The sequence below is a fragment of the Bacillota bacterium genome (assembly GCA_023511485.1).
GTDB lineage: Bacteria > Actinomycetota > Aquicultoria > Aquicultorales > Aquicultoraceae > CADDYS01.
Window position 1 is genome coordinate 1 of record JAIMBH010000035.1, and the last position, 25,804, is coordinate 25,804.

Annotated in this window: 22 protein-coding genes and 1 other annotated feature; of the genes, 21 read left to right on the forward strand and 1 reads right to left on the reverse strand. The window is 46.3% G+C overall.

Features of this window, described 5'->3' with window-relative positions; genetic code table 11:
* Positions 1-270: 270 nt before the first annotated feature.
* The 17 genes from K6T91_10200 to K6T91_10280 all read left to right on the forward strand — a co-directional run bounded on the left by K6T91_10200 (position 271) and on the right by K6T91_10280 (position 19,151).
* Entirely contained in the window at positions 271-834 is a 564-nt protein-coding gene (locus K6T91_10200; GenBank protein MCL6473158.1) for a hypothetical protein, read from the forward strand.
* A gap of 221 nt (positions 835-1,055) precedes the next feature.
* Entirely contained in the window at positions 1,056-1,682 is a 627-nt protein-coding gene (locus tag K6T91_10205; GenBank protein MCL6473159.1) for a hypothetical protein, read from the forward strand.
* Positions 1,683-1,779: 97 nt separating this feature from the next.
* A complete protein-coding gene (locus tag K6T91_10210; protein MCL6473160.1) occupies positions 1,780-2,361 on the forward strand; it encodes a DUF5658 family protein in 582 nt (193 codons plus the stop codon).
* Between the two features lie 180 nt (positions 2,362-2,541).
* Complete coding sequence (locus K6T91_10215) at positions 2,542-2,937, forward strand: CoA-binding protein (GenBank protein ID MCL6473161.1); 396 nt, start codon at positions 2,542-2,544, stop codon at positions 2,935-2,937.
* A 382-nt stretch (positions 2,938-3,319) separates the two neighbouring features.
* Complete coding sequence (locus K6T91_10220) at positions 3,320-3,643, forward strand: hypothetical protein (protein MCL6473162.1); 324 nt, start codon at positions 3,320-3,322, stop codon at positions 3,641-3,643.
* Positions 3,644-3,892: 249 nt separating this feature from the next.
* Positions 3,893-4,636: a UPF0280 family protein gene (locus K6T91_10225; GenBank protein ID MCL6473163.1), complete on the forward strand. Its 744-nt coding sequence runs from the start codon at positions 3,893-3,895 to the stop codon at positions 4,634-4,636.
* 217 nt (positions 4,637-4,853) lie between these two features.
* Positions 4,854-6,023, forward strand: a complete 1,170-nt coding sequence (locus K6T91_10230) for a polysaccharide deacetylase family protein (protein ID MCL6473164.1) — start codon at positions 4,854-4,856, stop codon at positions 6,021-6,023.
* A gap of 216 nt (positions 6,024-6,239) precedes the next feature.
* The gene (ligA, locus tag K6T91_10235; GenBank protein ID MCL6473165.1) at positions 6,240-8,258 is read left to right on the forward strand and encodes an NAD-dependent DNA ligase LigA; all 2,019 of its coding nucleotides are present in this window, start codon (positions 6,240-6,242) and stop codon (positions 8,256-8,258) included.
* On the forward strand, positions 8,251-8,973 hold the full coding sequence (locus tag K6T91_10240; GenBank protein ID MCL6473166.1) for a CPBP family intramembrane metalloprotease: 723 nt from the start codon (positions 8,251-8,253) through the stop codon (positions 8,971-8,973). Before ligA ends, K6T91_10240 begins: the two co-directional genes overlap by 8 nt.
* A gap of 130 nt (positions 8,974-9,103) precedes the next feature.
* A complete protein-coding gene (gene gatC, locus K6T91_10245; GenBank protein ID MCL6473167.1) occupies positions 9,104-9,388 on the forward strand; it encodes an Asp-tRNA(Asn)/Glu-tRNA(Gln) amidotransferase subunit GatC in 285 nt (94 codons plus the stop codon).
* Positions 9,389-9,499: 111 nt separating this feature from the next.
* On the forward strand, positions 9,500-10,966 hold the full coding sequence (gene gatA, locus K6T91_10250; GenBank protein ID MCL6473168.1) for an Asp-tRNA(Asn)/Glu-tRNA(Gln) amidotransferase subunit GatA: 1,467 nt from the start codon (positions 9,500-9,502) through the stop codon (positions 10,964-10,966).
* Positions 10,967-11,099: 133 nt separating this feature from the next.
* On the forward strand, positions 11,100-12,569 hold the full coding sequence (gene gatB, locus K6T91_10255; GenBank protein MCL6473169.1) for an Asp-tRNA(Asn)/Glu-tRNA(Gln) amidotransferase subunit GatB: 1,470 nt from the start codon (positions 11,100-11,102) through the stop codon (positions 12,567-12,569).
* 172 nt (positions 12,570-12,741) lie between these two features.
* On the forward strand, positions 12,742-14,553 hold the full coding sequence (locus tag K6T91_10260; GenBank protein MCL6473170.1) for a SpoIIE family protein phosphatase: 1,812 nt from the start codon (positions 12,742-12,744) through the stop codon (positions 14,551-14,553).
* Between the two features lie 355 nt (positions 14,554-14,908).
* On the forward strand, positions 14,909-16,051 hold the full coding sequence (gene nifV / locus K6T91_10265; GenBank protein ID MCL6473171.1) for a homocitrate synthase: 1,143 nt from the start codon (positions 14,909-14,911) through the stop codon (positions 16,049-16,051).
* Positions 16,044-17,297, forward strand: a complete 1,254-nt coding sequence (locus K6T91_10270) for a 3-isopropylmalate dehydratase large subunit (protein ID MCL6473172.1) — start codon at positions 16,044-16,046, stop codon at positions 17,295-17,297. The genes nifV and K6T91_10270 overlap by 8 nt, the downstream gene beginning before the upstream one ends.
* 161 nt (positions 17,298-17,458) lie before the next feature.
* Positions 17,459-17,962, forward strand: a complete 504-nt coding sequence (locus tag K6T91_10275; GenBank protein ID MCL6473173.1) for a 3-isopropylmalate dehydratase small subunit — start codon at positions 17,459-17,461, stop codon at positions 17,960-17,962.
* A 142-nt stretch (positions 17,963-18,104) separates the two neighbouring features.
* A complete protein-coding gene (locus K6T91_10280) occupies positions 18,105-19,151 on the forward strand; it encodes an isocitrate/isopropylmalate dehydrogenase family protein (GenBank protein MCL6473174.1) in 1,047 nt (348 codons plus the stop codon).
* A 28-nt stretch (positions 19,152-19,179) separates the two neighbouring features.
* Here the strand turns inward: K6T91_10280 and K6T91_10285 are convergent, their stop codons facing one another.
* Entirely contained in the window at positions 19,180-19,980 is an 801-nt protein-coding gene (locus K6T91_10285; GenBank protein ID MCL6473175.1) for a hypothetical protein, read from the reverse strand.
* Positions 19,981-20,241: 261 nt separating this feature from the next.
* Positions 20,242-20,488, forward strand: a binding site (T-box leader).
* 141 nt (positions 20,489-20,629) lie between these two features.
* Between K6T91_10285 and ilvD the strand changes: the two genes are divergently transcribed.
* The 4 genes from ilvD to ilvC all read left to right on the forward strand — a co-directional run bounded on the left by ilvD (position 20,630) and on the right by ilvC (position 25,732).
* The gene (gene ilvD / locus K6T91_10290; GenBank protein MCL6473176.1) at positions 20,630-22,294 is read left to right on the forward strand and encodes a dihydroxy-acid dehydratase; all 1,665 of its coding nucleotides are present in this window, start codon (positions 20,630-20,632) and stop codon (positions 22,292-22,294) included.
* A gap of 43 nt (positions 22,295-22,337) precedes the next feature.
* Positions 22,338-24,113 carry a biosynthetic-type acetolactate synthase large subunit gene (gene ilvB / locus K6T91_10295; GenBank protein ID MCL6473177.1) on the forward strand — a complete coding sequence of 592 codons (1,776 nt, stop codon included), beginning with the start codon at positions 22,338-22,340 and terminating at the stop codon, positions 24,111-24,113.
* A complete protein-coding gene (gene ilvN, locus K6T91_10300) occupies positions 24,079-24,567 on the forward strand; it encodes an acetolactate synthase small subunit (GenBank protein ID MCL6473178.1) in 489 nt (162 codons plus the stop codon). Before ilvB ends, ilvN begins: the two co-directional genes overlap by 35 nt.
* 160 nt (positions 24,568-24,727) lie before the next feature.
* Positions 24,728-25,732, forward strand: coding sequence for a ketol-acid reductoisomerase (gene ilvC, locus K6T91_10305; protein MCL6473179.1), 1,005 nt, complete (start codon positions 24,728-24,730; stop codon positions 25,730-25,732).
* Positions 25,733-25,804: the final 72 nt, after the last annotated feature.

Here is a 25,804-nt window from a genome sequence, read left to right on the forward strand (position 1 = left end):
GCACCTTAAGGTGCGGCCAGCAGTGTGCCCTTATAGGGCTAGTGCAAACCGCACCTTGAAGGTGCGGTTGTGATTATGCCTTTTTTATGCTTTTGATGGCTAAATTGAGGAGTGATGGTTGTTTTGTTGGATTGAGCCATAGCTCTTGCAATTTATAACAGCTTAAAATCGAGTTGCCAGATATCGTTGATTTAGTTAAAATCATAACGAAAAGGCATTTTACCAACCGAACACCTATCCCAACGTAAGCAATTTTAATGGAGGCGGCTTGTGAATCTAAGCAGGAAGTGGATTGTAGTCGTTATCTTAGCAGTAATTGCAATTATCGCTGTAGTAGGAGCAAGGCAGGTTCTTATTGCACGAAACTCTGGAGAACTTGATCAGAAGACACAGGAAGTATTAAGAGTAGCCATTAATGGTTGGACGATCAAGCATACGGCAAGATTAGCTTCAAACCAAGGAAAAACCAATGATATCAAGCAGGAACTAAAAAAATTCTACGACGATAAATCAGGTGCTTTAGCAAAGCAGCAACGTTATATAGATGCCTTAATAGCGGCCGATAAAGCGAAAAGCGAGAATAGCCTAAGCCTAAGCACCAATACACCGCTTCAGATTTTAGGGTTTAGGGTAACCGATGTAAAGGTAAAGGACGCGAGCATCAGCCGCAATAGTGCTGATATTACAGCAGAGATCGAATATTATATTCAATACGATACTCAACATGCGAATTACAGTGCGCTTGGAAAGAATACTTACAAGTTCAAGCTTAATAAAGAGAAGGATGGCTGGAAAATCGCTGCTGAGGATCTAGTTAGCGATGGCGAGGAATAGTGATACCGGACGATAAGCTTGAAGCTATATTGCCTGGTGGGTGATGTTTCGACATCAGTATTGACAGGTGTCAATTAGAAGATCCTGTTGACCAGGTTGAAAGCAACGAAAACTCTAAAAATCATATACCATCTGGATATATACGAAGTTGTGCTGTGTGCGGTGTCCCGTTAGAACATCTCGACAATGAAGAAACCCTTGCTTGCTACTTCTGCGGGGAGTTGTACAAGGCTCATATCTGGTGCCCTGAGGGACACTATGTATGTCAATCCTGCTATCAAATACCCATTTCAGGTTTTATTGAAGAGATAGTTAAGACAACCACATCAAAAGATCCCTTTGACCTGGCAACAACTATGATGGCACACCCCAGTCTTCCCGAGTGCTCGTGTGAGCATGCCTGGGTTTTTACTGCGGCTGTTCTGGTTGCAGTTAAAAATGAGGGTACACTGAAGGTAACTGAGGATGATATCTTTAACGCTCTAGAAGCCGTCAAGGAGCAAGCGATAACAAGTCTTGCGCACAGGACAGGCGTGTGCGGAATTATACCTGCGGTGGGGGTTGTATTTCATGTCGCCTACAAGGCGGACAATAGCAGGATTGAGAGAGATACAACAACAATGAAAGTTGTGGCTCAAGCAATCGATCATCTTGCCGAAAATGCCGATAATTGTATGTGTTGCAAAAGCGTAGTGTGGACGACAATGGAGCTCGTTGTTTCTCTATTGCACGCTAGATTCGGGGTAATGTTAGAGGGTTCTGCTGAAGATGTTGTTTGCCACCAAGTAGGCATGGTCAGCAATTGCAAGCCTTCGGCATGCCAATACAGTGTGTTGTTGCATTCATAAAGCTATCGGTATTTAGCCGAAGACCACTAGTTTAAGGTTAGCGAAAAGTTGGCGGCTAAATACTGATAGCTGATTGCTTTTTTGATCCGGGGTTAAAATGAGTAAATACGTGTGTTATGAAGGAAAAGATGTAACAGGCAAGTGTAACGGACCTTGCGAAGGTTGCAGCAGCTATGGCGTTGAAAGGCGCCTCTCCAACCGGCGAAAAAAAAGTTTCAGTTTTAGGCTGTTGGAGAGGCGCGAAGGTTTTGATAGGAGAAAGAACCACCTAGGGAAAAAGGGACTTTATCAAAGGGTATTCCGGCAGGGGGCTTATTATCTCAGGCACAATTATGCAAAACTAATCATACTTCTTATCTTGTTTAACATGTTAAACGTAGCAGATTTCATTTTCACGCTGAGGGCGCTCTCATACGGGTTTAGCGAAGGAAATCCTGTTATGAACATGCTGTTTACGGTAGGCCCGTCTGCAGCGGGCTTGTTTAAGTTTGCTCTCGCGGGTGTGATAACGGTTGCCATTTGGCTTTTCAGGAGATACAGGTTGGTACTCGAGTTTAGCATCTTTTTTCTTTTTGTTTATATGCTTTTGATTGCATACCATATCTACGGAACATTTGCGTACCATATTTATGGGTCGCAACTAGTGGATGGCTGCAAAGCACTGTTTTACTATTCTTAAGTATAACTATGAGGCGATAGCACAATATTCTTTCTTGGGTTTAGAGATAATTAATTTGGGTAAATCAATAGCGTACGGTGCGGCGAACTAATAGCATAAAGGGCCCGGACGCGGGCCCTTTATGCTATTTATAATGATATGAATCTTGGAAGTGGGGTGTTGGTTTTGGAAGACAATTCAATGGATAGCAATTTAATCAGACAAGCAGTTGATAAGAGCAGCGTAATCGCGGTTGTTGGGGCGTCCAACAACGAGAGTAAATATGGCTACAAGATATATAAAGACTTGAAAGAGGCCGGATATAAGGTTTACCCGGTCAACGCAAAAGAGCAGGAGATTCAAGGCGATAAAGCCTACCCAAATATAAGCAGCCTTCCAGAAAAACCTGATGTAGTGGATATAGTGGTGCCGCCCCAGGTGACCGAGAGGATTGTTGAGGAAGCGGCAGCCCTCGGAGTAGATATAGTCTGGATGCAGCCTGGCGCCGAGAGCGAAGTGGCTATCGAATATGCAAAGAAGCATGGGATACACGAGATTCATAATGCCTGCATAATGGTTGCAAGAAGAGCTTTCTAGTGGTTTACGATCGTCAGTTGGAAAGGGCTAGTAATCTACCAGGTACTTTACAGATTTTACCAGTGTAATTTTGCTAAAGTCTGGTAAATTCTTACCGATATTATACTGTATAAGGATCTGCCAGAATTAAATAGGAACTACCAGATACAGCCCCTTATCACTACGGTTTATTCTACAGCCCGCATTACTGTTCAAAGAAAGTAGGCCTCTGATCTCTGATAATTTAATTTTGTTTAATTGAACTTAAACTGCCGCAATGGAGTCCTAGGAGGTGCGCGCTATAGAATTATCGATAGCTGCCGTTGCTTGTTTGGCAGCATGTGGAATTATTTAATGGTTAAAGGCTGAGATGGCGGGGTGCAAGCTTTGAAAAGGAGTTTGAATGCGTAGGCTTTTGTTTGGGTTAGTCGCACTAATGTTTCTCAGTCATATACCGCAAGTTTCAGACCAGTTTAAGGAAGAGCAGCAGGGCATTGATGCTGCCTATCAAAAGGTAATAGGGTTATATAGTGCAGTATCCAAGACATACGATAATACTCGGAAAGACGTCAACGCGATTCAGCAAAGACTGGCACAAACCAAAGAAGACGTTGATAAAAGTTTGGCCTATACAGAGAAAGCGGGCAATAAAATGTCTGAAGCCTTAAGGCTGTTGGAGGTTTTTATTAACAGGGATCGCGATACCACTGAAACTCCGTCAAGATAGGGTAGAGAAACCTGGCAGAGAAGAATAAAGAGCGCCGGCCAAACTGGCCGGCGCTCTTTATTCTTCTTGCTATCAGCTTTAATACAAATAAGAAGCTTGCGATTTTACGCGGCCTCTTTATTAGGTTCGGGGTGACAATTAAGGATAGATTTGCTAGTCTACAACTTAGAGCTATCAGCTGTCAGTTTTTAGGGAAATAAACTGGTAGCCGATGAAAGCTGATAGCGGTAATCAATTTGAGGTGTTTTTGTGTTTGAGCCCCGGCTGTATCGCAATCAAGTTCTCTCGGAAGGTCTGCATACTTTTGAAGTAAAAGTTAACGAAACCGATCTACTTATAAGCGCAGGTCGTGACCTGGCGTCAGTCGCATACGATCTGGTACGCCGGTACCGAAGTCAGATTGAGGAATTCATCAGCAGGTACCCCGTCTTTCTAAAATCCTTTGCACCTGTAGAGATTCCGGAAAGCGCTCCGGAGATAGTCAGATCGATGGCTGATGCGGCAAAGTTAGCGGGAGTCGGTCCAATGGCCGCAGTTGCAGGAGCGATTTCAGAGTATGTTGGCAGGGACCTTCTTAAACACAGCGACGAGATTATCATTGAAAATGGCGGCGATATCTTTATTAAGACTAAAATCGACCGCAAAGTAGGCATATATGCTGGAGATTCTCCTATCAGTAATAAACTGGCTGTTTTGGTGAAGCCCGAAGATACTCCGCTTGGAATATGTACGTCTTCTGGAACTGTTGGGCACTCTACAAGCTTTGGAAGTGCAGATGCAGTTGTAGTTTTCTCAAAGAATACCTCTCTTGCAGATGCCACGGCTACAAAAATTGGTAATATTATCCACTCTAAAGACGACATAAAAGAGGCAATTCAGTTTGCCCAGAGTTTGCCTGGCGTTGAAGGTGTAATTATCATTGCTGATGGCAGTCTTGGGGGCTGGGGAAAATTTGAGTTTGTACAGCTTAGAAACCAAACGGATATCCACTAACAAAATACTTTTTATTAGTGTAAGTTGTAGACTGGTAAAGTAGGACTACTACGAATTATAATATCTGTTAGATGGCAAACTCAAGCGGCTTCCGCTACTGGGGTTAGTTGCTTTTTGCATATAGCAGGCTCCTAAGTTTGCTAGTTATTGAAACTTAGGGGCAAGGACAATAATGGTTTTGGCACTAGATGTCGTATCGTTTTAGGAGGATAGCCACATGGAAGATATGCGAACTCCTGGAGCGCAAAATCCTGAGACGAGTAATCCTCAGGTGAATGATGTTGAGCTACGGGCACGCCTTGAAACTAGAAGGCATAGGCGGCGTCGGGCTGTCAGGTGGAATTACAAGCGCATTGCTATTGCTTTGCTCGCTCTGTTTGTTATATCGGCAGCTGCTATCTACGGCGGAATTAGTCTTGCGCATTGGTTAAGTAAGCCGCCGGAAAAAGAGAAAGTGGCCGTAAAACCAAAAAAGGTAACCCCGCCTACTGTCAATAAAGAAGTATCTTCTACAGAGAAAAAAGACCCCGGCTATATCGAGCACACGGTTAAACCTGGCGATACGCTCTATGCCATAGCGTTAAAGTACAACACGACTGTGGATAAGATAAGGGAGCTTAATAACATACCTGAAGGCAACAACAACCTTCAGGTCGGTACAGTCTTAAAAATCCCGACTAAAGAGAGTAAACATTCTGGGGGAGAAGCTACTGGTGAATCGCCAGAAGAGCAAGCGCAAGATATGCAGGCAACAGAACGGCCAAGTACAGTGACTATAAAACCGTCTTCAAAGGAAATTGTAAGGGGCCCGAGCACTTCCAGGAAAGTTGCGCTCACCTTTGATGCGGGCTCTGACAGCGAAGCTACTCCTCAGATACTTAAAGCCTTAAAAGACGCGAATATAAAAGCGACTTTTTTCCTAACTGGAAAATGGGTTGATGAAAACCCCGCCCTTGTTAAGCAAATTGCAAATGAGGGGCACCTGATTGGGAATCATACAGACTCTCATCCCGATCTGGTCAAGAAAAAGGATGCTGAGATTGTAAAAGAACTTGCAAAGGCTGAGGAAAAGATAAAGGCGACGGCGGGTATAAGTAGTAAGCCGCTCTTTAGGGCACCGTATGGTTCTCGCGATGCCAGAGTCCTGAGAGTTGCTGCTGAATCGGGATATCGGTCTATCTACTGGACTGTAGATTCTCTGGATTGGAAGCCATCGATGACGCCGGATCAAGTCAGGAACAGAATTCTTGCAGCGCTAAGCAACGGCTCTATCATTCTTGAACACTGCGGGAGCAAGCAATCGGCCAAAATATTGCCCCAGCTGATCAAGGATATAAAGAGTCGAGGGTACGAGATAGTAACAGTACCGGAATTGTTTGCAGAGTAAATCTAAATAGCAGTAGGATTTGGCATTGCCTGGCATTGGCAAAAATAATTTTAACTAAGAATTGGAAGAGGTGGACCCCGCCTCTTCTTGTTTATGTTCGATATTTAACTCAGGCTAACTCAGTATTTATAGGCTAACTAAGTATTTAGCTTGCGAGCAGATATGAGTTAGAATTGAATTAGTTGCGGAGCTCTGAACGAATCCGGAGGGATTATAATCAAACAAACCGCAAATATTGCACGACGAGTTGAAGAGTTAAGAAAAAGCATAAATTACCATAATTACCGGTACTATGTCCTGGATGCGCCGGAAATATCGGATGCCGAGTTTGATGAGCTAATGCGCGAACTTATGGAAATCGAAAAAGCGCATCCAGAGCTTATAACACCGGACTCACCTACGCAAAGAGTTGGAGCAGAACCGTCTAATGCTTTTAAGCCTGTGAGGCACAGGTCAAGGATGATGAGCCTTGCCAATGCATTCTCCTTTGCAGAGCTTGCCGCTTTCTTTAATCGTATAGGCAACGACCTTGTGGATGACCAAATAGAGCTCGTATGCGAGCTTAAGGTGGATGGAGTTGCCGTATCGCTTGTTTATGAGCGCGGCCTGTATGTGAGCGGGGCAACCCGGGGAGACGGTGACGTTGGCGAAGATATAACATTAAACGTTAAGACAATCCAATCTGTCCCGCTTAGGCTTTTGCTTGACCCGGCTCCGGATATTCTGGAGGTGCGCGGTGAGGTATACCTATCAAAAGAGCAGTTCGAGCAGATAAATAAAGAGCGTGAAGAGTTGGGGCAGTCTCTTTTTGCAAACCCACGAAATGCGGCGGCAGGGTCTTTAAGACAACTTGACCCCAAAGTCACGGCCAGGAGAAATCTCGACATATTTGTTTATGGATTGGGGTATGTATCGGGGGTTGATTTTGGCGGCCATTGGGAATCGCTTAACTATTTGAAGGCTGCCGGGTTGAAAGTAAGCCAGTATGTAAAGAAAGTTAACTCAATAAATGATGCGTATGAATACTGCGAATACTGGCAGGAGAGGCGCCACTTGCTGCCCTTTGAGATCGATGGCGTCGTTATAAAGGTGAACTCATATAACCAGCAGGAGAAGCTTGGCACAACAAGCAAAGCTCCGCGCTGGGCGATTGCTTACAAGTTCCCGGCCGAGCAAAGGACAACGAAACTCTTAGGTATCGAGTTAAACGTGGGCAGAACAGGGGCGGTGACCCCGACAGCGGTACTTGAGCCCGTTATAATCGCTGGCTCAACGGTAAGCAGAGCGACGCTTCATAATGAGGACGAGATAAGGCGCAAGGACATAAAAATTGGCGACTATGTAATCGTCCAGAAAGCCGGAGATGTTATCCCTGAGATAGTTGCGCCTGTTGTTAGTAGGCGTAATGGGACCGAGAAGGATTTTATCATGCCGCGCGAGTGTCCGGTTTGTGGTGGAGAGGTTGTGCGCCCCGACGGTGAGGCGGTTGCAAGGTGCGTCAACATTAACTGCCCGGCAGTGATTTTTGAGCATGTCATCCATTTCGCCAGCCGTGGGGCAATGGATATCGAAGGTCTTGGCGAATCGGTTGCACGGCAGCTTCTTGACAAGGGCATGATAAAGGATGTCTCAGATATCTATTATCTGGATAAAAACAGTCTGCTTGATATTAAACATTTCGCAGACAAAGCAGCCGATAATCTATACAATGCAGTGCAAAGGTCAAAGAACAGACCCCTCTCAAGGCTTCTATTTGCCCTTGGCATAAGGCATGTCGGCTCGCATGTCGCTGAAGTACTTGCCGATAGCTTTGGCTCAATTGATGCTTTGTCTTGCGCTAAGCCTGGGGACTTAATAACTATTCCTGAGATCGGTCCTAAAATTGCCGAGAGCATCATCGAGTTTTTCCGTGAAGAGCGAAACAGAAATATGGTGGAGAAGCTGCGCCGGGCTGGCGTTAAGATGGAGCAGGATAAAACTGCAAAAGAAACAGGGTCGGCAGAGCAGAAATTTGCGGGCAAGACGTTTGTCTTTACTGGTGCGCTTACCCAATTTACCCGGAGCGAGGCGGAGGAAATAGTAAAATCCATGGGTGGTAAGGCTTCATCCAGCGTTAGCAAAAAGACTGATTATGTGGTAGCGGGTGAGAGTCCCGGCAGCAAGTACGATAAAGCAAAGTCTTTGGGGGTAAATATTATCACAGAAGACGATTTCAAGAGGCTGATTAGTGAATAGCATAGATACAAACAAAGCAGACAAAGCCAGAGAGGAAAAAGTTCCATGGACGATTAGCGATGCGCTAATCGCTTTGGTTTTGTTTTTTGTGGTTCAGGGCGTTGTCTTTTTTGCAGCCTCGCTTTTAGGCACATTTCTCCCAAGGGTTTATGTGCTTGTTGCCGCGTTTTTTATTACTTACCTTGCTATATTTCTTATTATCTTATATCTGGCGAAAGGCATAAGGAAGGCTTCCTGGGATACCCTGGGCTTCAGGCCATTTAACTTTTTTCGGGGTCTTGGGTCTGCCGCCACTCTTTTTTTTGCGGCCTTGGTAGTCAATTACATTTATACATTGATTATTATAGAACTTGGTTACTCGCCGCCCGAGGACCTAGTAAGGAGAATTCCACAACTATTTGGCAGAGGTACCGCCGGGTTCATATTAGCAGTGGTGGTTGTCGGTCTAATTGCCCCCATAGTTGAGGAAACCCTTTTCAGGGGCTTCATGTATCCTGCTTTCAGGCAGAGGTTTGGTGTTGTTGCTGCCATGCTTATAACCAGTTTTCTTTTTGCTATCGCGCACGGAATCCTGCTCATGGTCCTTCCCATTGTGGTGCTGGGGGTGGCTTTGGCTTACCTTTATCAGGCAACAGATTCCCTTGGACCTCCTATAATGCTGCATTCGCTTAATAACCTGTTCTCGATTGTTTTGGTATACTATGCTAGAAACTAGATGCTAAAGACCAGGGCAGACTTGAGGGTCTGGAGCGAAACTCGAGGATAGTTTCTTCTAGGTTTAAGCATAATCTCGTTATAATATATAATTTCAATCTAGTTTCCGCTTTTTAGAAACGGAGGTTAGTATGGCAATTAGCAAGAAGGAAGTAAGGCATGTTGCGTGGCTTGCCAGGCTTGACTTGACCGATTCCGAGGTGGAGAAGTTTACTGAGCAACTGGATGTCATCCTTGAGCATGCCGGAAAGATCTCGGAACTTGATGTAGCACATGTACCGTCTACGTCGCACGCAATACCGCTTAAAAACGTGCTTCGTGATGACAAAGTCGGGGTTTGCCTGACTCCTGAAGAGGCTCTATCGAACGCCCCAAAAAAAGAGGGGCAGGCATTCGTAGTGCCGAGAATCGTTTAAACGACGAACTGATCGTGTGCCAAGGCCTGGAAGTGTCAAAGTGGCTGGCTCAAAGAAAAAGGCTTTGGCCTTTGAAACGTTGGCACACCAAAACTTAACCCGGAGGGTTGTATGGAACTTTATCAAATGACAATCCATGAACTGAGTGAAAAGCTTGCAGTAAAAGAGGTAAGCGCAAAAGAGATTGCCGAGAGCGTCTTTGCGCGGATAGATAGCGTTGAGGATAAGGTTAAGTCTTATCTTACACTTACCAGGGATATCGCGATGGAGCAGGCGGAAAGAGTAGACAAAAAAATCGCCAACGGTGAAAAGGTGGGGCCCTTGGCCGGTATCCCAACTGCGATAAAAGATGTTATGTGCACAAAAGGAGTCCGTACGACTAGTGGGTCAAAAATCCTCGACAATTTTATTCCTGTCTATACCGCGACCGCTGTTCAGAACCTTCTCAATGAGGGGATAGTGATGACCGGCAAGACTAATATGGACGAGTTTGCCATGGGTTCTTCAACGGAAAATTCTGGATTTTTTACGACCCGCAATCCATGGGATTTAGAAAGGGTTCCCGGTGGCTCAAGCGGGGGCTCGGCCGCAGCGGTTGCCGCTGAAGAGGCTATCTTCTCACTGGGTTCTGATACCGGCGGCTCAATAAGGCAGCCTGCCGCACTTTGCGGGATCGTCGGGATGAAGCCGACTTACGGCCTGGTTTCAAGATACGGGCTTATTGCCTTTGCTTCGTCTCTTGATCAGATAGGGCCATTTACTAAAGATGTTACCGATTGCGCACTTGTCCTGAACTATCTGGTTGGGCACGATTCGATGGACTCGACATCCGTGACAATAGATAAGCCCGACTATACCAAGTCGCTCATAAACAATCTTAAAGGGGTAAAGATTGGTGTTCCTAAAGAACTGATGACTGAGGGCATTGATTCTGACGTTAAAAAGGCGGTCGAAAACGCGCTGGAAATATTGTCGAAAAATGGTGCAATTGTTGCTGAAACTTCCCTGCCGCATCTTGAATACGGTCTGTCGGCTTACTACATTATTGCACCGGCAGAGGCAAGCTCAAACCTTGCAAGATTTGATGGTGTAAGATACGGCTACCGGGTGCCTGATCCTGAAGACTTGATGGACATGTATATGCGAACCCGTTCCGAAGGTTTTGGTGACGAGGTTAAAAGAAGGATTATGCTTGGCACTTATGCTTTAAGTGCGGGTTACTATGAGGCCTATTATGGTAAGGCCCAGAAGGTAAGGACTCTTATCAGCCGCGACTTTAGCAGGGCTTTTGAGGAGTTTGATGTTTTAGTTTCTCCAACTTCGCCGACAACGGCATTTAAGATTGGTGAGAGAGTAGCTGACCCGCTGCAGATGTATCTGTCGGACATATGTACAATACCGGTAAATCTCGCGGGTTTACCTGGAATCTCGGTACCTTGTGGTATCGTTAACGGATTGCCGGTAGGGTTGCAGATAATAGGCAAAGCGCTGGGTGAGGAGATGCTGCTGCGGGTTGCCTATAGTTTTGAGCAGAGCTTTGAATGGAGCGAGAAACCGAGACTAGAGACTAGAGACTAGAAACTAGAAACTAGAGATGAAGGTCTAGAGTGTGGGCTTAAAAAGATAAGAGACTTAAAAAGATAGTTTTATCTAGCCTCTAGTTAGGACCGGTAGGTCTGGTCTAGTTTCTAGTATCTAGATAGGAGGCAAAATGGAATACGAGAGTGTTATTGGCTTAGAGATACATGTTGAACTTGCGACTGAGAGTAAGATGTTTTGCAGCTGCAGTACATTGTTTGGCGAGGCGCCAAACACGCAGACCTGCCCTGTATGTCTTGGGATGCCCGGTTCATTACCAGTTGCAAACGCTAAAGCGGTTGAGTATGTCATAAAATCAGGTCTTGCGCTTGGCTGCGATATAAACCTCTACAGCCTGTTTCATCGCAAGAACTATTTCTACCCGGATATGCCGAAGAATTACCAGATATCTCAATACGATCAGCCATTATGTATCGATGGCCATATCGATCTTGATATGGACGATTACCAGACAAGAATCGGTATCACGAGGATTCACCTGGAAGAGGACACCGGTAAGTTGATTCACGTTGGCGGGGCTGGGAGGATTGCTGGAGCTGAGTATAGCTTGGTCGACTTTAACCGTGCAGGGGTTCCATTGATGGAGATAGTATCCGAACCGGACATACGAACTCCAGAGGAGGCCAAGGCATACGCACAAAAGCTCAGGGCGATACTTTTGTCTCTTGGGGTGTCTGATGTCAGTATGGAAAAGGGTTCTATGAGGGTAGATGCAAACGTGTCTGTCAGGCCGAAGGGGTCGACCGAGCTTGGCATAAAGACGGAGTTGAAAAACCTTAACTCGTTCAGATCGCTTCAAAGAGGGCTAACCTATGAGATTGAGCGCCAGATAAAAGCCCTTAAAGAGGGTAGGCTGGAGGAAATTGTTCAGGAGACTCGCCATTGGGATGAGAGCAGAGGTGTAACAAGCACGCTAAGAACCAAGGAGTATGCCCACGATTACCGTTACTTCCCGGATCCAGACCTTGTTCCTATGGAATTTACTGTTGAATACATAGAGCATTTAAGATCGCAGTTACCCGAGCTCCCAGACGAGCGCAAGCAAAGATTTATAGTTGAGTATAGTTTGCCGGTTCATGATGCAAGCCTGCTTACTAGCAGTAAGGCTATGGCGGATTTCTTTGAGGAGACGGTCAAACTTTATAAAGGGGATCCAAAAGCGGTTGCGAACTGGATGCTTGGCGATATGTCTTATTATCTAAACACCGAGGGTTTGGAGATTGATGAGACTGCAGTAACACCGAAGCATCTTGCTGAGTTGCTTAAACTAATCGATAAAGGTGTTATCAGCGGCAAGATAGCCAAAGAAATATTCCCGGAGATGTTTGAAACGGGCAAATTACCGCAAGTTATCGTTGAAGAAAAGGGCATGACTCAGATTAGCGATGAAGGTGAGATTGCAAAAATTGTTGATTTGGTGCTTGAAGAAAACGCTTCTGCGGTTGAAGAATATCGCTCTGGTAAGGAGCGGGCATTCGGTTTTCTGGTCGGCCAGGCCATGCGGTTGACCAGAGGTCGCGGTAACCCACAACTTATAAATAAGATACTAAGAGAGAAATTGCAGTCTGGCATCAGCAAATAACCTCAAGTTTATCCAAAATTTACAAAGCGCCGTAAAGCGTGATAGCTGTACGCTTTATGGGTATGTTTATTAGGGGCACAAGCGTTAGTAGCTATCAATTAAGCCCGCGATAGTATAGTATTCCTATCTAACACGTATATAATTTACTATTGGGAAGAGCTGGGAGCAGCGGGTGGCAGAGTGGGAAGCGCGCTTAACAAGAAAAAGTAGAATTAGGATGGCTCTGCTTATAATTGGGGCAGGCATTCTGTATTGGGTGCTGGATGCTTTTGTCCAGACCTTTTTTCTTGGTGGGGGCAGCTTCATTGAGTTTCTAATCCGTCCGGATTTGCATTCCATATGGATACGCTTCTTCTTTGTGTTTGCGGTCTTTGTTTTTACCCTCTTATATAATCAGCGCAAGCTTGTTGAAGAGAGATTGAAGCTTTTCATGGAAGCTGTAGAGGAAGCCCCAGATGGAGTCCAGATTGCCGACCTTGGTGGACATATTCTCTACTCAAACAAAGCAGTTGAACGCATTTATGGTTATCCTCCAGAAGAATATTATGGAAAACACGTCAATGAGATGAATGCAGATCCAGAGTTTGCAAGCAAAGTCATCATTCCGAGTATCCAGGAGACCGGCTCCTGGTCTGGAGAGCTTATGGTAAAACACAAAAACGGGTCGATATTTCCAATCTATTTGAACACTTCCATGGTAAGAGACAAAAGAGGCCGCCCTATAGCCATGATTGGGGTCATTCGCGACATTACCGAGTCCAAGAGGCGCAGAGAACTGAGCGATGCCTTAAACGAGATAAACGCTGCCATAAACTCGACACTAGATTTCGATGAGATAATGCAAAGGGTAATTGTGGAAGCAACTAAAGCGATACATGCCGTGTCGGCAGGTATCGCTTTGCGTGAAGCTGATAGATGGGTGATAAAGTATGTCTATGGAATGCCAAAGGAATTTATTGGAACTAAACTAACTGACGACAAATTTAAACTCTCTGTTGCGGCGACAAAGACAAAGGCGCCGGTTGTTGTAAACGATGTTACTAAAGACGATAGGGTTGACCCTGAAATCATGGCTATGTTTGGGTTTCGCGCAATAATGATCGTGCCACTATACGTTAAGGATGAGGTTATCGGAACAATGGCTTTTCTCCGTAGCTCAAGCGATATACCGTTTACCGAGGCCGAGGTTGATTTTGCAGGTAAACTGGCGGTATCAGTATCTCTTTCCCTGCAGAATGCTAGCCTTTATGAAACGGAACACCGGGTTTCTCAGACGTTGCAGGAAGCGATACTTACAATGCCTCAGGAAGTACCGGGTATTGAGTTTGGTTATTTTTATCGCTCAGCTACTGGCGCAGTAAAAGTCGGCGGCGACTTTTACGATTTGTTCGAGCTTGAGCACGGCCGGGTCGGCATCGTAATAGGGGATGTCTCGGGCAAGGGCTTAGAGGCTGCGACGTTGACATCTCTAGTCAAAAACACCATTAAGGCGTATGCTTATCAGAATGAAGATCCCGCTCTGGTTATAACTAAAACCAACACTGTCGTAAAAGATGCATCTGCTCCTGCTGTATTTGTAACGGTATTTTTTGGTATCCTGGATACGGCTAATGGCCATCTCATCTATTGCAGTGCCGGCCATCCCCCTGCAATAGTCAAGAGAGTCAGCGGTGGCATATCTCTTCTTGCTACTACCTCCCCGGCTATCGGAGCGTTTGCAGGCGTTAAGTATACCAATAGCGAGATCACTCTTGAGAAGGACGATATGCTGGTACTTTATACAGATGGCGCTATCGAGGCAAGACGAGGTGCTGATTTTTTCGGCGAGGAACGGTTAATAGAGCTTGTAAAAGGGTTAAAACCTATGTCGGCAAAGGGATTGCCTCAGCTTATTTTCAACGGCATTATAGGCTACACCGGCGGGAAGTTATCAGATGATTTGGCCTTAATGGTAGTTACTATGAAAGGCATGGCAAAAAGATAGAGATACTGCATTTTTTGGGCTAAATACCTGCATTACGCGTACAGCTGGTCTAAAACCTAGACCGACAGGACCTGTTTGTCCTGCTAATCATCTGGAATCTATCAATTGCTTGTGCTATAATCATGTTAAATTTTGAACGTATGGGGTTTTAGCGTGTGGAAGTTGCCCGGGGCAACGGTGTTAATTCTTGCCTTAACCCGCGTTTATCCTCTAAAATAGTAATCTGCAGCTAGTATTTAGCAATATATTCCAATGGCGGAATCTTCAGCCTGGGTTTGGAGGTAGTATCTTGACTGAGAAGAAATTAGAAAGCTTCGATTTGCAGCATTCATATGCAGATGTCGACCCATCGAATATTAAAATTGACGACACCACTCTTCGTGACGGTGAGCAGACGGCGGGTGTGGTTTTCTCAAACCATGAGAAAATAAGGATTGCGCAGCTGCTTGATCAGGTAGGTGTAGATCAGATTGAGGCCGGAATCCCAGCAATGGGCGGTGACGAAAAGGCTGTCATTAAGGAAATTGCAAGTCTTGGCCTTCGCGCTAGCGTTCTAGGATGGAATAGGGCAGTTATAAGCGATATCCAGCACTCTATCGACTGCGGAGTAGATGCGGTCGCTATCTCTATTGCTACCTCTGATATTCACATCGAACATAAGCTAAAGAAAAACCGTCAGTGGGTTATAGATAGCGTTGTTGAGTCCGTTAAGTTTGCCAAAGAACATAACCTTTATGTGTCGGTTAACGCTGAGGATGGATCCCGAGCTGATTTTGACTTTATGGTTGAATTTGGCCTTGCTGCCAAAGAGGCCGGTGCAGATCGTCTGCGTTTTTGCGACACCATTGGTGTCTTAGATCCCTTCCAGACATTTAGCGTTATAAGGAAGCTTAAGCTTGCAACCGGCATAGACATAGAAATGCATACGCATAACGACTTCGGTATGGCGACAGCAAACGCTCTAGCCGGTGTTAAAGCTGGTGCTACCTGGGTTAATACAACCGTTAACGGCCTGGGTGAGCGCGCAGGAAACGCTGCTCTTGAGGAAGTTGTCATGGCGATGAAATATCTTGGGCATATTGACCTTGGCTTTAAGACCGAGATGTTCCGTGAGTTATCCGAGTATGTAGCAAGGGCATCAGCCAGGACTATCCCAATTTGGAAGGCTATTGTTGGCACAAACGTTTTTGCCCATGAATCTGGCATCCACGCCGATGGCATAATAAAGAATCCTAAGACCTACGAGGTATTCTCTCCAGAGGAAGTAGGTCTTGAGCGTCAGATAGTTATTGGCAAGCACTCTGGGTCAGCGGCAATTGTGAATAAGTTTAAAGAGTTTGGCGTAGAGATTGACCCAATAGCAGCCCAGGAAATCCTTGCCGAGGTAAGAAGAGTTGCCGTTGAACTGAAACGTTCTCTTTTTGATAAAGAGCTGATGTATATCTACCAGGATTATGTGCGTAAAACCGGGAAGGGGGTTTCGGCCCGCATTGAGTAAGACGATTGTTGAAAAGATTCTAAGCGAGCATAGCGGAACCGATGCCTACGCCGGAGACATAGTAGTGGCCGATATAGATGCGGCTCTTGTCCAGGACGGTACTGGACCTCTTGCGGTGCAGCAGCTTCAAAAACTGGGGATGGAAAAAGCTGCGAAGCCAGAGCGTACGGTGCTTTTTATTGACCATGCGGCTCCAAGTCCGAGAAAAGAACTTTCAAATGCCCACAAGATCCTACGCGACTTTGCGGCAAAGACCGGAGCTATTCTCTCCGATATCAACGAGGGTGTTTGTCACCAGCGGATGGTTGAGGACTATATGAATCCGGGTGAAGTCCTGATCGGTGCTGATTCTCACACCTGCACTGCCGGTGCGCTAGGTGCATTTGCGACTGGCATGGGCTCAACTGATGTGGCAATTGGTATTGCTTCTGGCAAGACCTGGCTGAGAGTTCCTGAGACATTCAAAGTGTATGTGACCGGCGAGTTTAAAAAAGGTGTTTATCCAAAAGATTTAATACTTCACTTTATTGGAATGATAGGGGCAGATGGTGCAACGTATAAAGCACTTGAATTCTGCGGACCAGCTGTAGATGCGATGGATATGTCAGGCAGATTTACTCTTGCCAATATGGCAGTCGAAGCAGGTGCAAAGGCCGGCCTTTTTGCATCCGATGAGACGACAAGGAGATATCTTGAAGAGAGGGGTCGTGGGGATAAATGGCGGAGGGTTGTGGCTGATCCCGATGCGACCTACGAAGAGGTTTTTGAGATAGACGTGTCCGAACTTGAGCCGACCATATCCTGCCCGCATACGGTTGATAATACAAAAACCGTTGGAGAGGTTGCAGGTACAAAGATTGACCAGGTGCTTATTGGGACTTGCACAAATGGTCGAATCGAGGATTTGCGAATCGCTGCCAAAATACTCGAAGGAAAAACCCGCAACCCAAATACCAGGCTTCTCATTTGCCCGGCATCGGCAGATGTCTATCTAAAAGCAATTGAGGAGGGGCTCATTGCTAAGTTTATTGCTGCTGGTGCTGCTATCGTTAATCCTGGTTGCGGCGCGTGCGTTGGCGTTCACGCGGGAATTCTCGGAGACGGTGAGGCATGCCTTGCGACACAAAACAGGAACTTCCAGGGTAGGATGGGCAATCCTGAAGGATTTATATATCTAGGCTCCCCAGCGGTTGCTGCTGCAACGGCGATCGAGGGAACCATCGCCGACCCGAGGAAGTATTTGTAGTAACGACGAATTGCAAATGTTAAATGACGAACTATTTTTTAACGTAGGGCAGGGTTTTAGCCCGGCCAGGCAACTGCATGATTAATCGGTGGCGTCATTGCGAGGAGCAAGCTGGTAGGCGAGCGATGTGACAATCTTGAAATAAATCTTGAGGTGCATAAATGCAAATAAAAGGTAAAGCATTCAAATTTGGAGATAGTATAAGCACAGACCATATAGCTCCAGGAAGGCTATTTCACTTAAGGACTAACCTACCGGAGCTCGCAAAACATGTACTTGAGGATGCCGATCCGGAGTTTGCCAGCAAAGTTCAGCCGGGAGACTTTGTCGTTGCTGGCAAGAACTTTGGTTTAGGCTCAAGCCGTGAGCATGCACCGACCATAATTAAGCTTGCCGGAGTTGGTGCGGTCCTTGCACAATCATTCGCACGTATCTTCTATCGTAACGCCATCAACGTGGGTTTACCGGTTCTCATCTGCGACACCACCCAAATTGATCAAGGCGACGAACTTGAGGTAGATGTGGGCAAAGGCGAGATCAAAAACATAACTAAGGGTATAGCAATCCAGGCAAAATCATTGCCGGCTGTTATGATAAAGATTCTAAATGATGGCGGTCTATTGGAGCACTTCCGCAAACACGGCGGGTTTGCGTTAGACGCCTAGCTAGAGACTAGAAACTTGAGACTAGAGGCTAGGCCTTGGGTTTAGAATGTCTAGAATATAAGTAAATTCAGGCGGACTTTAGGTCCGCCCTCTTTTGGAATATTAAGCAAGGGACAGGTGAGAAGATTTGCACACGATTACTATGATTCCCGGAGATGGGATAGGGCCGGAAATATCTGAGGCCATGCGCCGCGTGGTCGAATCGACCGGCGTTAAAATCGAATGGGATATCCAGGAGGCCGGAGCCGATGTCATGGACAAATACGGCACTCCGCTTCCCGACCAGGTTATCGAGTCCGTAAGGCGAAACAAAGTTGCTATCAAAGGCCCAATTACGACACCGGTAGGTAGCGGTTTTAGAAGTGTAAATGTTGCTCTTCGCAAAGAGCTTGACCTGTATGCAAATCTTCGGCCGGCTTATAGCTTAAAGGGTGTTAAGAGTCGGTATGAAGATATCGATTTGATAATTGTGCGCGAAAACACCGAGGACCTATACGCCGGCATCGAGTTTGAAGAGGGAAGCAAAGACGCTAAAGACTTAATCGAGTTCTTAAAATCCCGCGGACAGAAAATGAGATTTGAAGACGCCGGCATTAGTATAAAACCTATCTCGATTAGCGGTACCGAGCGAATCGTTAAATTTGCCTACGAGTATGCACGCCGCGAGGGACGAAAGAAAGTTACCGCAGTGCATAAAGCAAACATTATGAAGCACTCAGACGGTCTCTTCCTTCGTGTATCAAGAGAAGTTGGTGAGAAGTATCCCGATATCGAAACCGAAGACAGAATAGTTGACAACATGTGCATGCAGCTTGTGCAGAAGCCCGAGCTGTACGACGTGCTGGTGTGCCCTAATCTTTACGGTGATATTTTAAGCGATCTCTGCGCCGGCCTTGTTGGCGGCCTTGGAATGGCTCCAGGCGCAAATATCGGCGAAGAACACGCTGTTTTTGAGCCGGTACATGGAAGCGCCCCGAAATACGCGGGTCAAAACAAAGTAAATCCAAGCGCGCTTATCTTAACGAGCGTTTTGATGCTTAAGCATATCGGTGAGAGGGAAGCCGCAGACAGGGTATTCAGCGCGACTCGAGAAGTCATCGCCGAGGGCAAGCACGTAACTTACGACCTTGGCGGCAGTGCTACTACATCAGGCATGGCGGATGCGATTATTGATAAAATACAGTCATAGGATTTTTCTAAAGAAAGGTTAATTTTTCCTAGCGGAAAAATTTCTGTATATTGGTACAGCCGTTAAACTTTTGCCCGTTAAAAGTAGTACCGCTTATGTATGTGTCTATGTCGCTCCCTTGCAAACCCAGGTTTTGAACTTCGAAGCACAAGAGCAGGTCTTCCAATCCATCCTTGTTTATATCTACGTACTTTTTACTGACATTACAAATCGGCTCTCCTGCAATTGCAACGGTTCTACAGTCAATGGTTGTCGCATCAAGGTCTGTGCTGCTTATGATGGCTGTATATAGCTTATTATCCCCGAGACAGTTTTGCTCAGACACAATATCTTTGATAGCTTCTTTACTTTCTTCTTTTATTTCAGCCGTCGGCTGGGAGATGGTCAGGGTTGTATTTGAATTCTGAGTAATCGATACGGAACTGCGGCTATTTGAAGAACTTGAACTGCTGCTATAACTTGACGACTTGTTGCTAACGCTAATACTAACGTTTGCCGAGGAAGGATATGTGTAATTAAAGCTGCTGTCATTTTCTGTACTTGACCATTCAACCTTGCCGGCATCACCCTCTATTTTCACCGATGTATTGGACTCAGATTTACCTTCTGTTGAAGACGAGTGGTTTTCAACCGAGACCGTGCAACTTCCGCTTGCAGTGGATGGAGAGCTATCTTGTGTAGAGTTAGTGCTTGAATCTACACCAAGCTCTTCAGATAAGGAGCAATTATCCTCGCTCTGGCGCAAGGGTTCTTTGCCGGTTGTATCTGAGCAGGCCAGTGCAGCAACGTAACCAGCACCAAGCACAACTATGGAAATCCCAATAAGCAATAATACTCTCTTCATATCCTGGTCATATTTTTAAATGGCCCGTTACTTACAATACTGCGTTTTATTTTTTGCCCCAGTTTCGGGCGCCTGAAACATATATTTATACCAATCTATATAAATATTTATAGGTGATTGGTAAAAATTGCTACTTGTGGTTTTGCTGTGCATTTATGGTCTTGTACATATTGACACCCGAGCATGCGTTCTGTATAATTCCATCTAATATTCTCCGAGCAGGGAAAATAGAATTGCTTACAAGGGATAAAGGCTATGAAGGGGAGTAGTAGACTTTCTAACTATTTGAGCGAGCCGGGGGTGGTGTGAAGCCCGGTATAGGATGGAAGTTGAACGTCGCCCTGGAGCCAGCCATCTGAAAAGCGTAAAACGCCTAGTAGTTTGGCTCGTGGCCCACGTTACGGGCAACAAGAGCAGCAGGCCTGATATGTTTAATTTGTAGTTGGCGTGCTGAATTTGGGTGGTACCGCGTGAGAATCCTCTCGTCCCATTGGGATTGAGAGGTTTTTTGTTTTTTAGCCGATAAATAGTGAAGTAAAGTTACTTAAGTTACCAGTTAACAGTGCTGCAGTTAATATTTCTTATTCGCAGCACTAGAGCACTGTTAACTGCAGCACGGAACCCGGAGGTTTTAATGGCGTACAGAAGTGACGAGGTAAAAAAAGGAATTGTTAGAGCACCGCACAGGTCGCTCCTCAAAGCGACCGGTTTGACAGATGAGGAGATCCGTCGCCCGTTAATAGGTATTGCGAACTCTGCAAATGATATTATTCCGGGCCATATCCATCTGGACAAGATTGCTGAAGCTGTAAAAGCTGGTGTTCGTATGGCAGGCGGAACGCCACTTGAGTTTTCAACAATAGGCATATGCGATGGCATTGCTATGAACCATCCCGGCATGAAATACTCGCTTCCCAGCAGGGAGATCATTGCAGATTCGGTTGAGTTAATGGTTGAGGCCCATCGCTTTGACGCACTCGTTTTAATTCCTAATTGCGATAAGATCATACCTGGTATGCTTATGGCTGCGGCAAGGATAAATATCCCTACCGTAGTGGTAAGTGGCGGACCAATGCTTGCCGGCAAATACCGGGGCAAAGAAATTGATCTTATCAGTGTTTTTGAAGCTGTCGGTTCTGCAACCGCAGGAAAGATGACTAAAGAAGAACTAAACGAGTTCGAATCCTGCGCATGCCCGACATGCGGGTCATGTGCCGGCATGTTTACCGCAAACACAATGAATTGCCTAACTGAAGCTTTGGGTATGGGCTTGCCCGGCAACGGCACGATTCCGGCCCCATTCTCTGAAAGGATAAGGCTTGCTAAGCAGGCCGGCACAGCGGTCATGAATCTCTTAGAAAAAGGGATAACGCCGGATAAGGTCATGACAGAGAAGTCATTCAAAAACGCACTGGCTGTTGACATGGCGCTTGGTGGATCGACCAATACCATGCTTCACCTTGCGGCGATCGCCCACGAAATGGGTGTCAGGTTTGACCTTAACACAGTTGACAAGATTAGCATGACGACGCCGAATCTTTGCAAGATAAGTCCGGCGGGCCACCATCATATAGAAGACCTTTACTTTGCGGGCGGCATCATGGCTGTCATGGCTGAATTAAGTAAAGGCAAGCACCTTAGCACCAATGTCATGACGGCAACAGGCAAGACTCTTGGCCAGAACCTAAAAGGTGTTAAAGTCCTTAACACAGATGTTATCCGTCCGCTTGATAAGCCGTATTCAAAGACAGGTGGACTTGCGATACTTTTTGGCAATCTTGCTCCAGATGGAGCTGTTGTAAAGCAATCTGCCGTTAAAGAGAGTATGCTCAAGCATTCCGGTCCTGCAAAAGTGTTTAACAGTGAGGATGCGGCGACTAAAGCTATCCTTAGCAAGAAGATAAAGCCGGGCGATGTTGTTGTCATCCGTTATGAGGGTCCAAAGGGAGGCCCGGGCATGCGTGAGATGTTAACGCCAACATCCGCACTTGCAGGTATGGGCTTGGACGATAAGGTTGCTCTTATAACCGATGGGCGTTTCTCCGGAGGTACAAGAGGTGCTGCAGTTGGCCATGTTTCACCTGAGGCACAAGAGAGAGGCCCGATTGCAGCCCTAAAAGACGGCGATATCATAGAGATTGATATTCCGGGTAGAAAGTTGAATGCAAAGCTATCCGATTATGAGATAGAAGACAGGTTAAGGAACTGGCGCGAGCCAGAACTCAAGGTAAAGAGAGGGTATCTTGCCCTTTACGCGCGGATGGTCTCATCTGCTGCTAAGGGCGCAATTATAGAATAGGGTCCAGGACCCTGGATCCTAGAGAAACCAGGAGGTGATGTGAATGCGCATGACAGGGGCAGAAGCATTGATTAAAAGTTTGGAGAAGGAGGGCGTAGATGTAATCTTTGGCTACCCCGGTGGGGTGGTATTGCCTATCTATGATGCTCTCTATAGTTGCAAAACAATCCGTCACGTCTTGGTTAGACACGAGCAGTGTGCGGGACATGCAGCGGATGCATATGCTAGGGCTACCGGAAAGGTAGGTGTTTGCCTTGTCACGTCCGGGCCAGGGGCTACCAACCTGGTAACTGGTCTTGCCAACGCGTGGATGGACTCCATCCCGATGGTAGCAATTACAGGACAGGTGGCGACGACCGTACTCGGAACGGACGCATTCCAGGAGGCCGATATTACCGGCATTACTATGCCGATAACCAAACATAATTATCTGGTAAAAGATGTCAACCAACTGCCAACGATAGTCAGGCAGGCTTTTGAACTTGCCAAATCGGGCAGGCCTGGACCGGTGCTAATAGACATGCCGGTTGATATATCAAAGGCTGAAATAGACTTCAAGTATCCGGAGGATTTACATATTCCTGGATACAAGCCGGTCTACAAAGGCCACGCGAAGCAGATCAAGGAGGCGGCGAAGCTTCTCGCAAAAGCCGAGAAGCCGCTTATCTACGCCGGAGGCGGAATCAACAAGTCCGAAGCGTGGAAAGAGCTAAAAAACCTCGCGGAAATGCTTAATATTCCAGTTACGACGACTCTTATGGGCAAGGGAGCTTTCCCAGACGATCATCCGCTGTCGCTTCGTATGCTTGGCATGCATGGCACGCGTTACGCTAACTACGCGATAATGGATAGCGACCTTATTCTTGCAGTTGGTGTTCGCTTCGATGACCGTGTGACTGGCAAGGTATCGACATTTGCACCGCATGCGGCGATCATTCACATAGATATCGATCCAGCGGAGATAAGCAAAAACGTAGTGGTTGATATCCCGATTGTCGGCGATGCGAAAATTGTCTTAAGAGAACTGGCTAATGCGGTCGGCAAGATAGAGACGCACGCAGACAAAACCAGGTGGCATGCGATGATCGACGAGTGGAAGAAAAAATATCCACTTCATTACCACCAGGATGGGCAAATCAGGCCGGAATACGTAGTTGAAACGATTAATAAGCTTACGCGAGATAAAGACACTATAGTAACAACCGGCGTTGGTCAGAACCAGATGTGGGCCGCGCAGTTCTATAGCTGCAACAAACCAAGGAGTTTTATATCTTCTGGCGGACTTGGCACTATGGGGTTTGGCCTACCGGCAGCCATTGGAGCGCAAATCGGGCGTCCTGATGCTGTTGTTATAGACATCGATGGCGATGGAAGCATCCAGATGGTCTCACAAGAGCTCGCAACCGTTGTGGCAAATAAGTTACCAATTATTATCGCTATTCTGAACAACGGTTATCTAGGTATGGTTCGCCAGTGGCAGGAGCTCTTCTACGGCAAGAGGTACTCCCAGGTCGACTTAAATGTTGGCACACCTGATTTCGTCAAGCTTGCCGATGCTTATGGCATGAAGGGAGTTCGCGTGACCCGGATTGAAGATGTTGAGAAGGTGCTTAAGGAAGCCATTGAGGCCCGCGAGCCTATCCTTATAGATTTTATGGTTGCAAGAGAAGAAAATGTATTTCCAATGGTTGCGCCAGGAGCATCGATTGACGAGATGCTGGGAGGTATTCCGGGTGCGGCCATTAGCCAAATGATAGATGAAGAAGTGGAAGAGGAGGAGAAAGATGAAACACATCCTATCGGTACTCGTGGAAAATAAACCAGGTGTTTTAGCAAGGGTCTCCGGCCTCTTCAGCAGGCGAGGGTTTAACATCGAAAGCCTCGCCGTTGGACCGACCGAGAACCCGGATATCTCGCGCATGACTATTGTGGTTGATGCAGATGATCTGAGGCTTGAGCAGATAACAAAACAGTTGCATAAGTTAGTTAATGTACTTAAGATCAGCGATCTTGACCCCAGAGAATCGGTTGAACGTGAGCTGGTTCTTATCAAAGTTAACGCTTCCCCAAACATGAGGTCTGAGATAGTTGAGACGGCCAATATATTCAGGGCCAATATAGTGGATGTGAGCAAATCTACGCTTATTATTGAGATAACCGGTACTGAGGATAAGATTCAGGCTCTAGAGGACCTATTAAGGCCTTATGGCATAAAAGAGCTCGTTAGGACGGGCAAAGTTGCGCTTGGAAGAGGAAAACTTGCCGAAGCCTAGAGTCCAGAGGCTAGGGTCTCAGGTCCAGGGTTAAAATACATTAAAAAAATCCCCTGGGTCCTGGACCCTATACAGAGGCGAGCTATCACTTTTAGCAGGTAATTGTGATATAATTAATAGATAACCTGGAATTTTAACTACAAATTATGTGGAGGATGATATGGCCAAAATTTACTATGATCAGGACGCCGATTTGGGAGTGTTACAGGGGAAAACGGTTGCTATTATTGGTTTTGGAAGCCAAGGGCATGCTCACGCATTGAATTTATATGATAGCGGCGTAAACGTTATAGTTGGGCTTCGTGAAGGCGGAAAGTCCTGGGAAAAGGCTGTAAACAGCGGCCTTAAGGTTGTGCCGACCGGAAAAGCGGCAGAAGAGGCAGATATGGTAATGATTCTGGTGCCGGATGAACTTCAGGCAGCCATGTATGAGAAAGATATAAAACCGCATATGTCGCCCGGTAAGACTCTGGCCTTTGCGCACGGCTTTAATATTCATTTTCATCAGATTGTTCCGCCAGCGGATGTTGATGTCGTTATGATTGCTCCAAAAGGGCCTGGCCATGTCGTTCGGCGAATGTATGAAGAGGGAATCGGCGTTCCGGCCCTTGTCGCGGTATATCAGGATGCAACTGGCAGGGCAAAAGATACCGCCCTTGCTTATGCAAAAGGTATTGGTGGTACAAAGGCTGGCGTTATTGAGACAACCTTCAAGGAGGAGACCGAGACCGATCTTTTTGGCGAGCAGGTTGTTCTCTGCGGTGGTACAAGCGAGCTTATAAGGGCAGGATTTGATACCCTTGTTGAGGCTGGCTACCAGCCGGAAATAGCGTATTTTGAATGCCTGCATGAGTTAAAGCTTATTGTTGATCTTATCTACGAACAGGGTATCTCGGGTATGCGCTACTCGATAAGCAACACCGCCGAGTATGGCGATATAACCGTTGGGAAACGAATTATTACCGAAGAGACCCGTAAAGAGATGAAGCGGGTCCTCGATGATATTCAAACCGGAAGGTTTGCCCGCGAGTGGATTCTTGAGAACAGGGCAAATCAGCCGGTGCTCAAGGCTATGAGAAAGAAAGAATCTGACCACCTGATCGAAAGGGTTGGCAAGCAGCTTCGCTCAATGATGGCCTGGATTAAACAAAAAGAACTGTTGTAGAAGACAGGGGACGTTCCTGAAAAACTGAATAACTCATTGAGTTATTCTGTTTTTCAGTAACGTCCCCAAAAC

Coding starts and splice junctions, on each gene's coding strand:
- K6T91_10210 (MCL6473160.1), top strand. CDS start 1,780: ATGAGTAAATACGTGTGTTATGAAGGAAAAGATGTAACAGGCAAGTGT.
- K6T91_10215 (MCL6473161.1), top strand. CDS start 2,542: ATGGATAGCAATTTAATCAGACAAGCAGTTGATAAGAGCAGCGTAATC.
- K6T91_10220 (MCL6473162.1), top strand. CDS start 3,320: ATGCGTAGGCTTTTGTTTGGGTTAGTCGCACTAATGTTTCTCAGTCAT.
- K6T91_10230 (MCL6473164.1), top strand. CDS start 4,854: ATGGAAGATATGCGAACTCCTGGAGCGCAAAATCCTGAGACGAGTAAT.
- gatC (MCL6473167.1), top strand. CDS start 9,104: ATGGCAATTAGCAAGAAGGAAGTAAGGCATGTTGCGTGGCTTGCCAGG.
- gatA (MCL6473168.1), top strand. CDS start 9,500: ATGGAACTTTATCAAATGACAATCCATGAACTGAGTGAAAAGCTTGCA.
- gatB (MCL6473169.1), top strand. CDS start 11,100: ATGGAATACGAGAGTGTTATTGGCTTAGAGATACATGTTGAACTTGCG.
- K6T91_10275 (MCL6473173.1), top strand. CDS start 17,459: ATGCAAATAAAAGGTAAAGCATTCAAATTTGGAGATAGTATAAGCACA.
- K6T91_10280 (MCL6473174.1), top strand. CDS start 18,105: ATGATTCCCGGAGATGGGATAGGGCCGGAAATATCTGAGGCCATGCGC.
- ilvD (MCL6473176.1), top strand. CDS start 20,630: ATGGCGTACAGAAGTGACGAGGTAAAAAAAGGAATTGTTAGAGCACCG.
- ilvB (MCL6473177.1), top strand. CDS start 22,338: ATGCGCATGACAGGGGCAGAAGCATTGATTAAAAGTTTGGAGAAGGAG.
- ilvN (MCL6473178.1), top strand. CDS start 24,079: ATGAAACACATCCTATCGGTACTCGTGGAAAATAAACCAGGTGTTTTA.
- ilvC (MCL6473179.1), top strand. CDS start 24,728: ATGGCCAAAATTTACTATGATCAGGACGCCGATTTGGGAGTGTTACAG.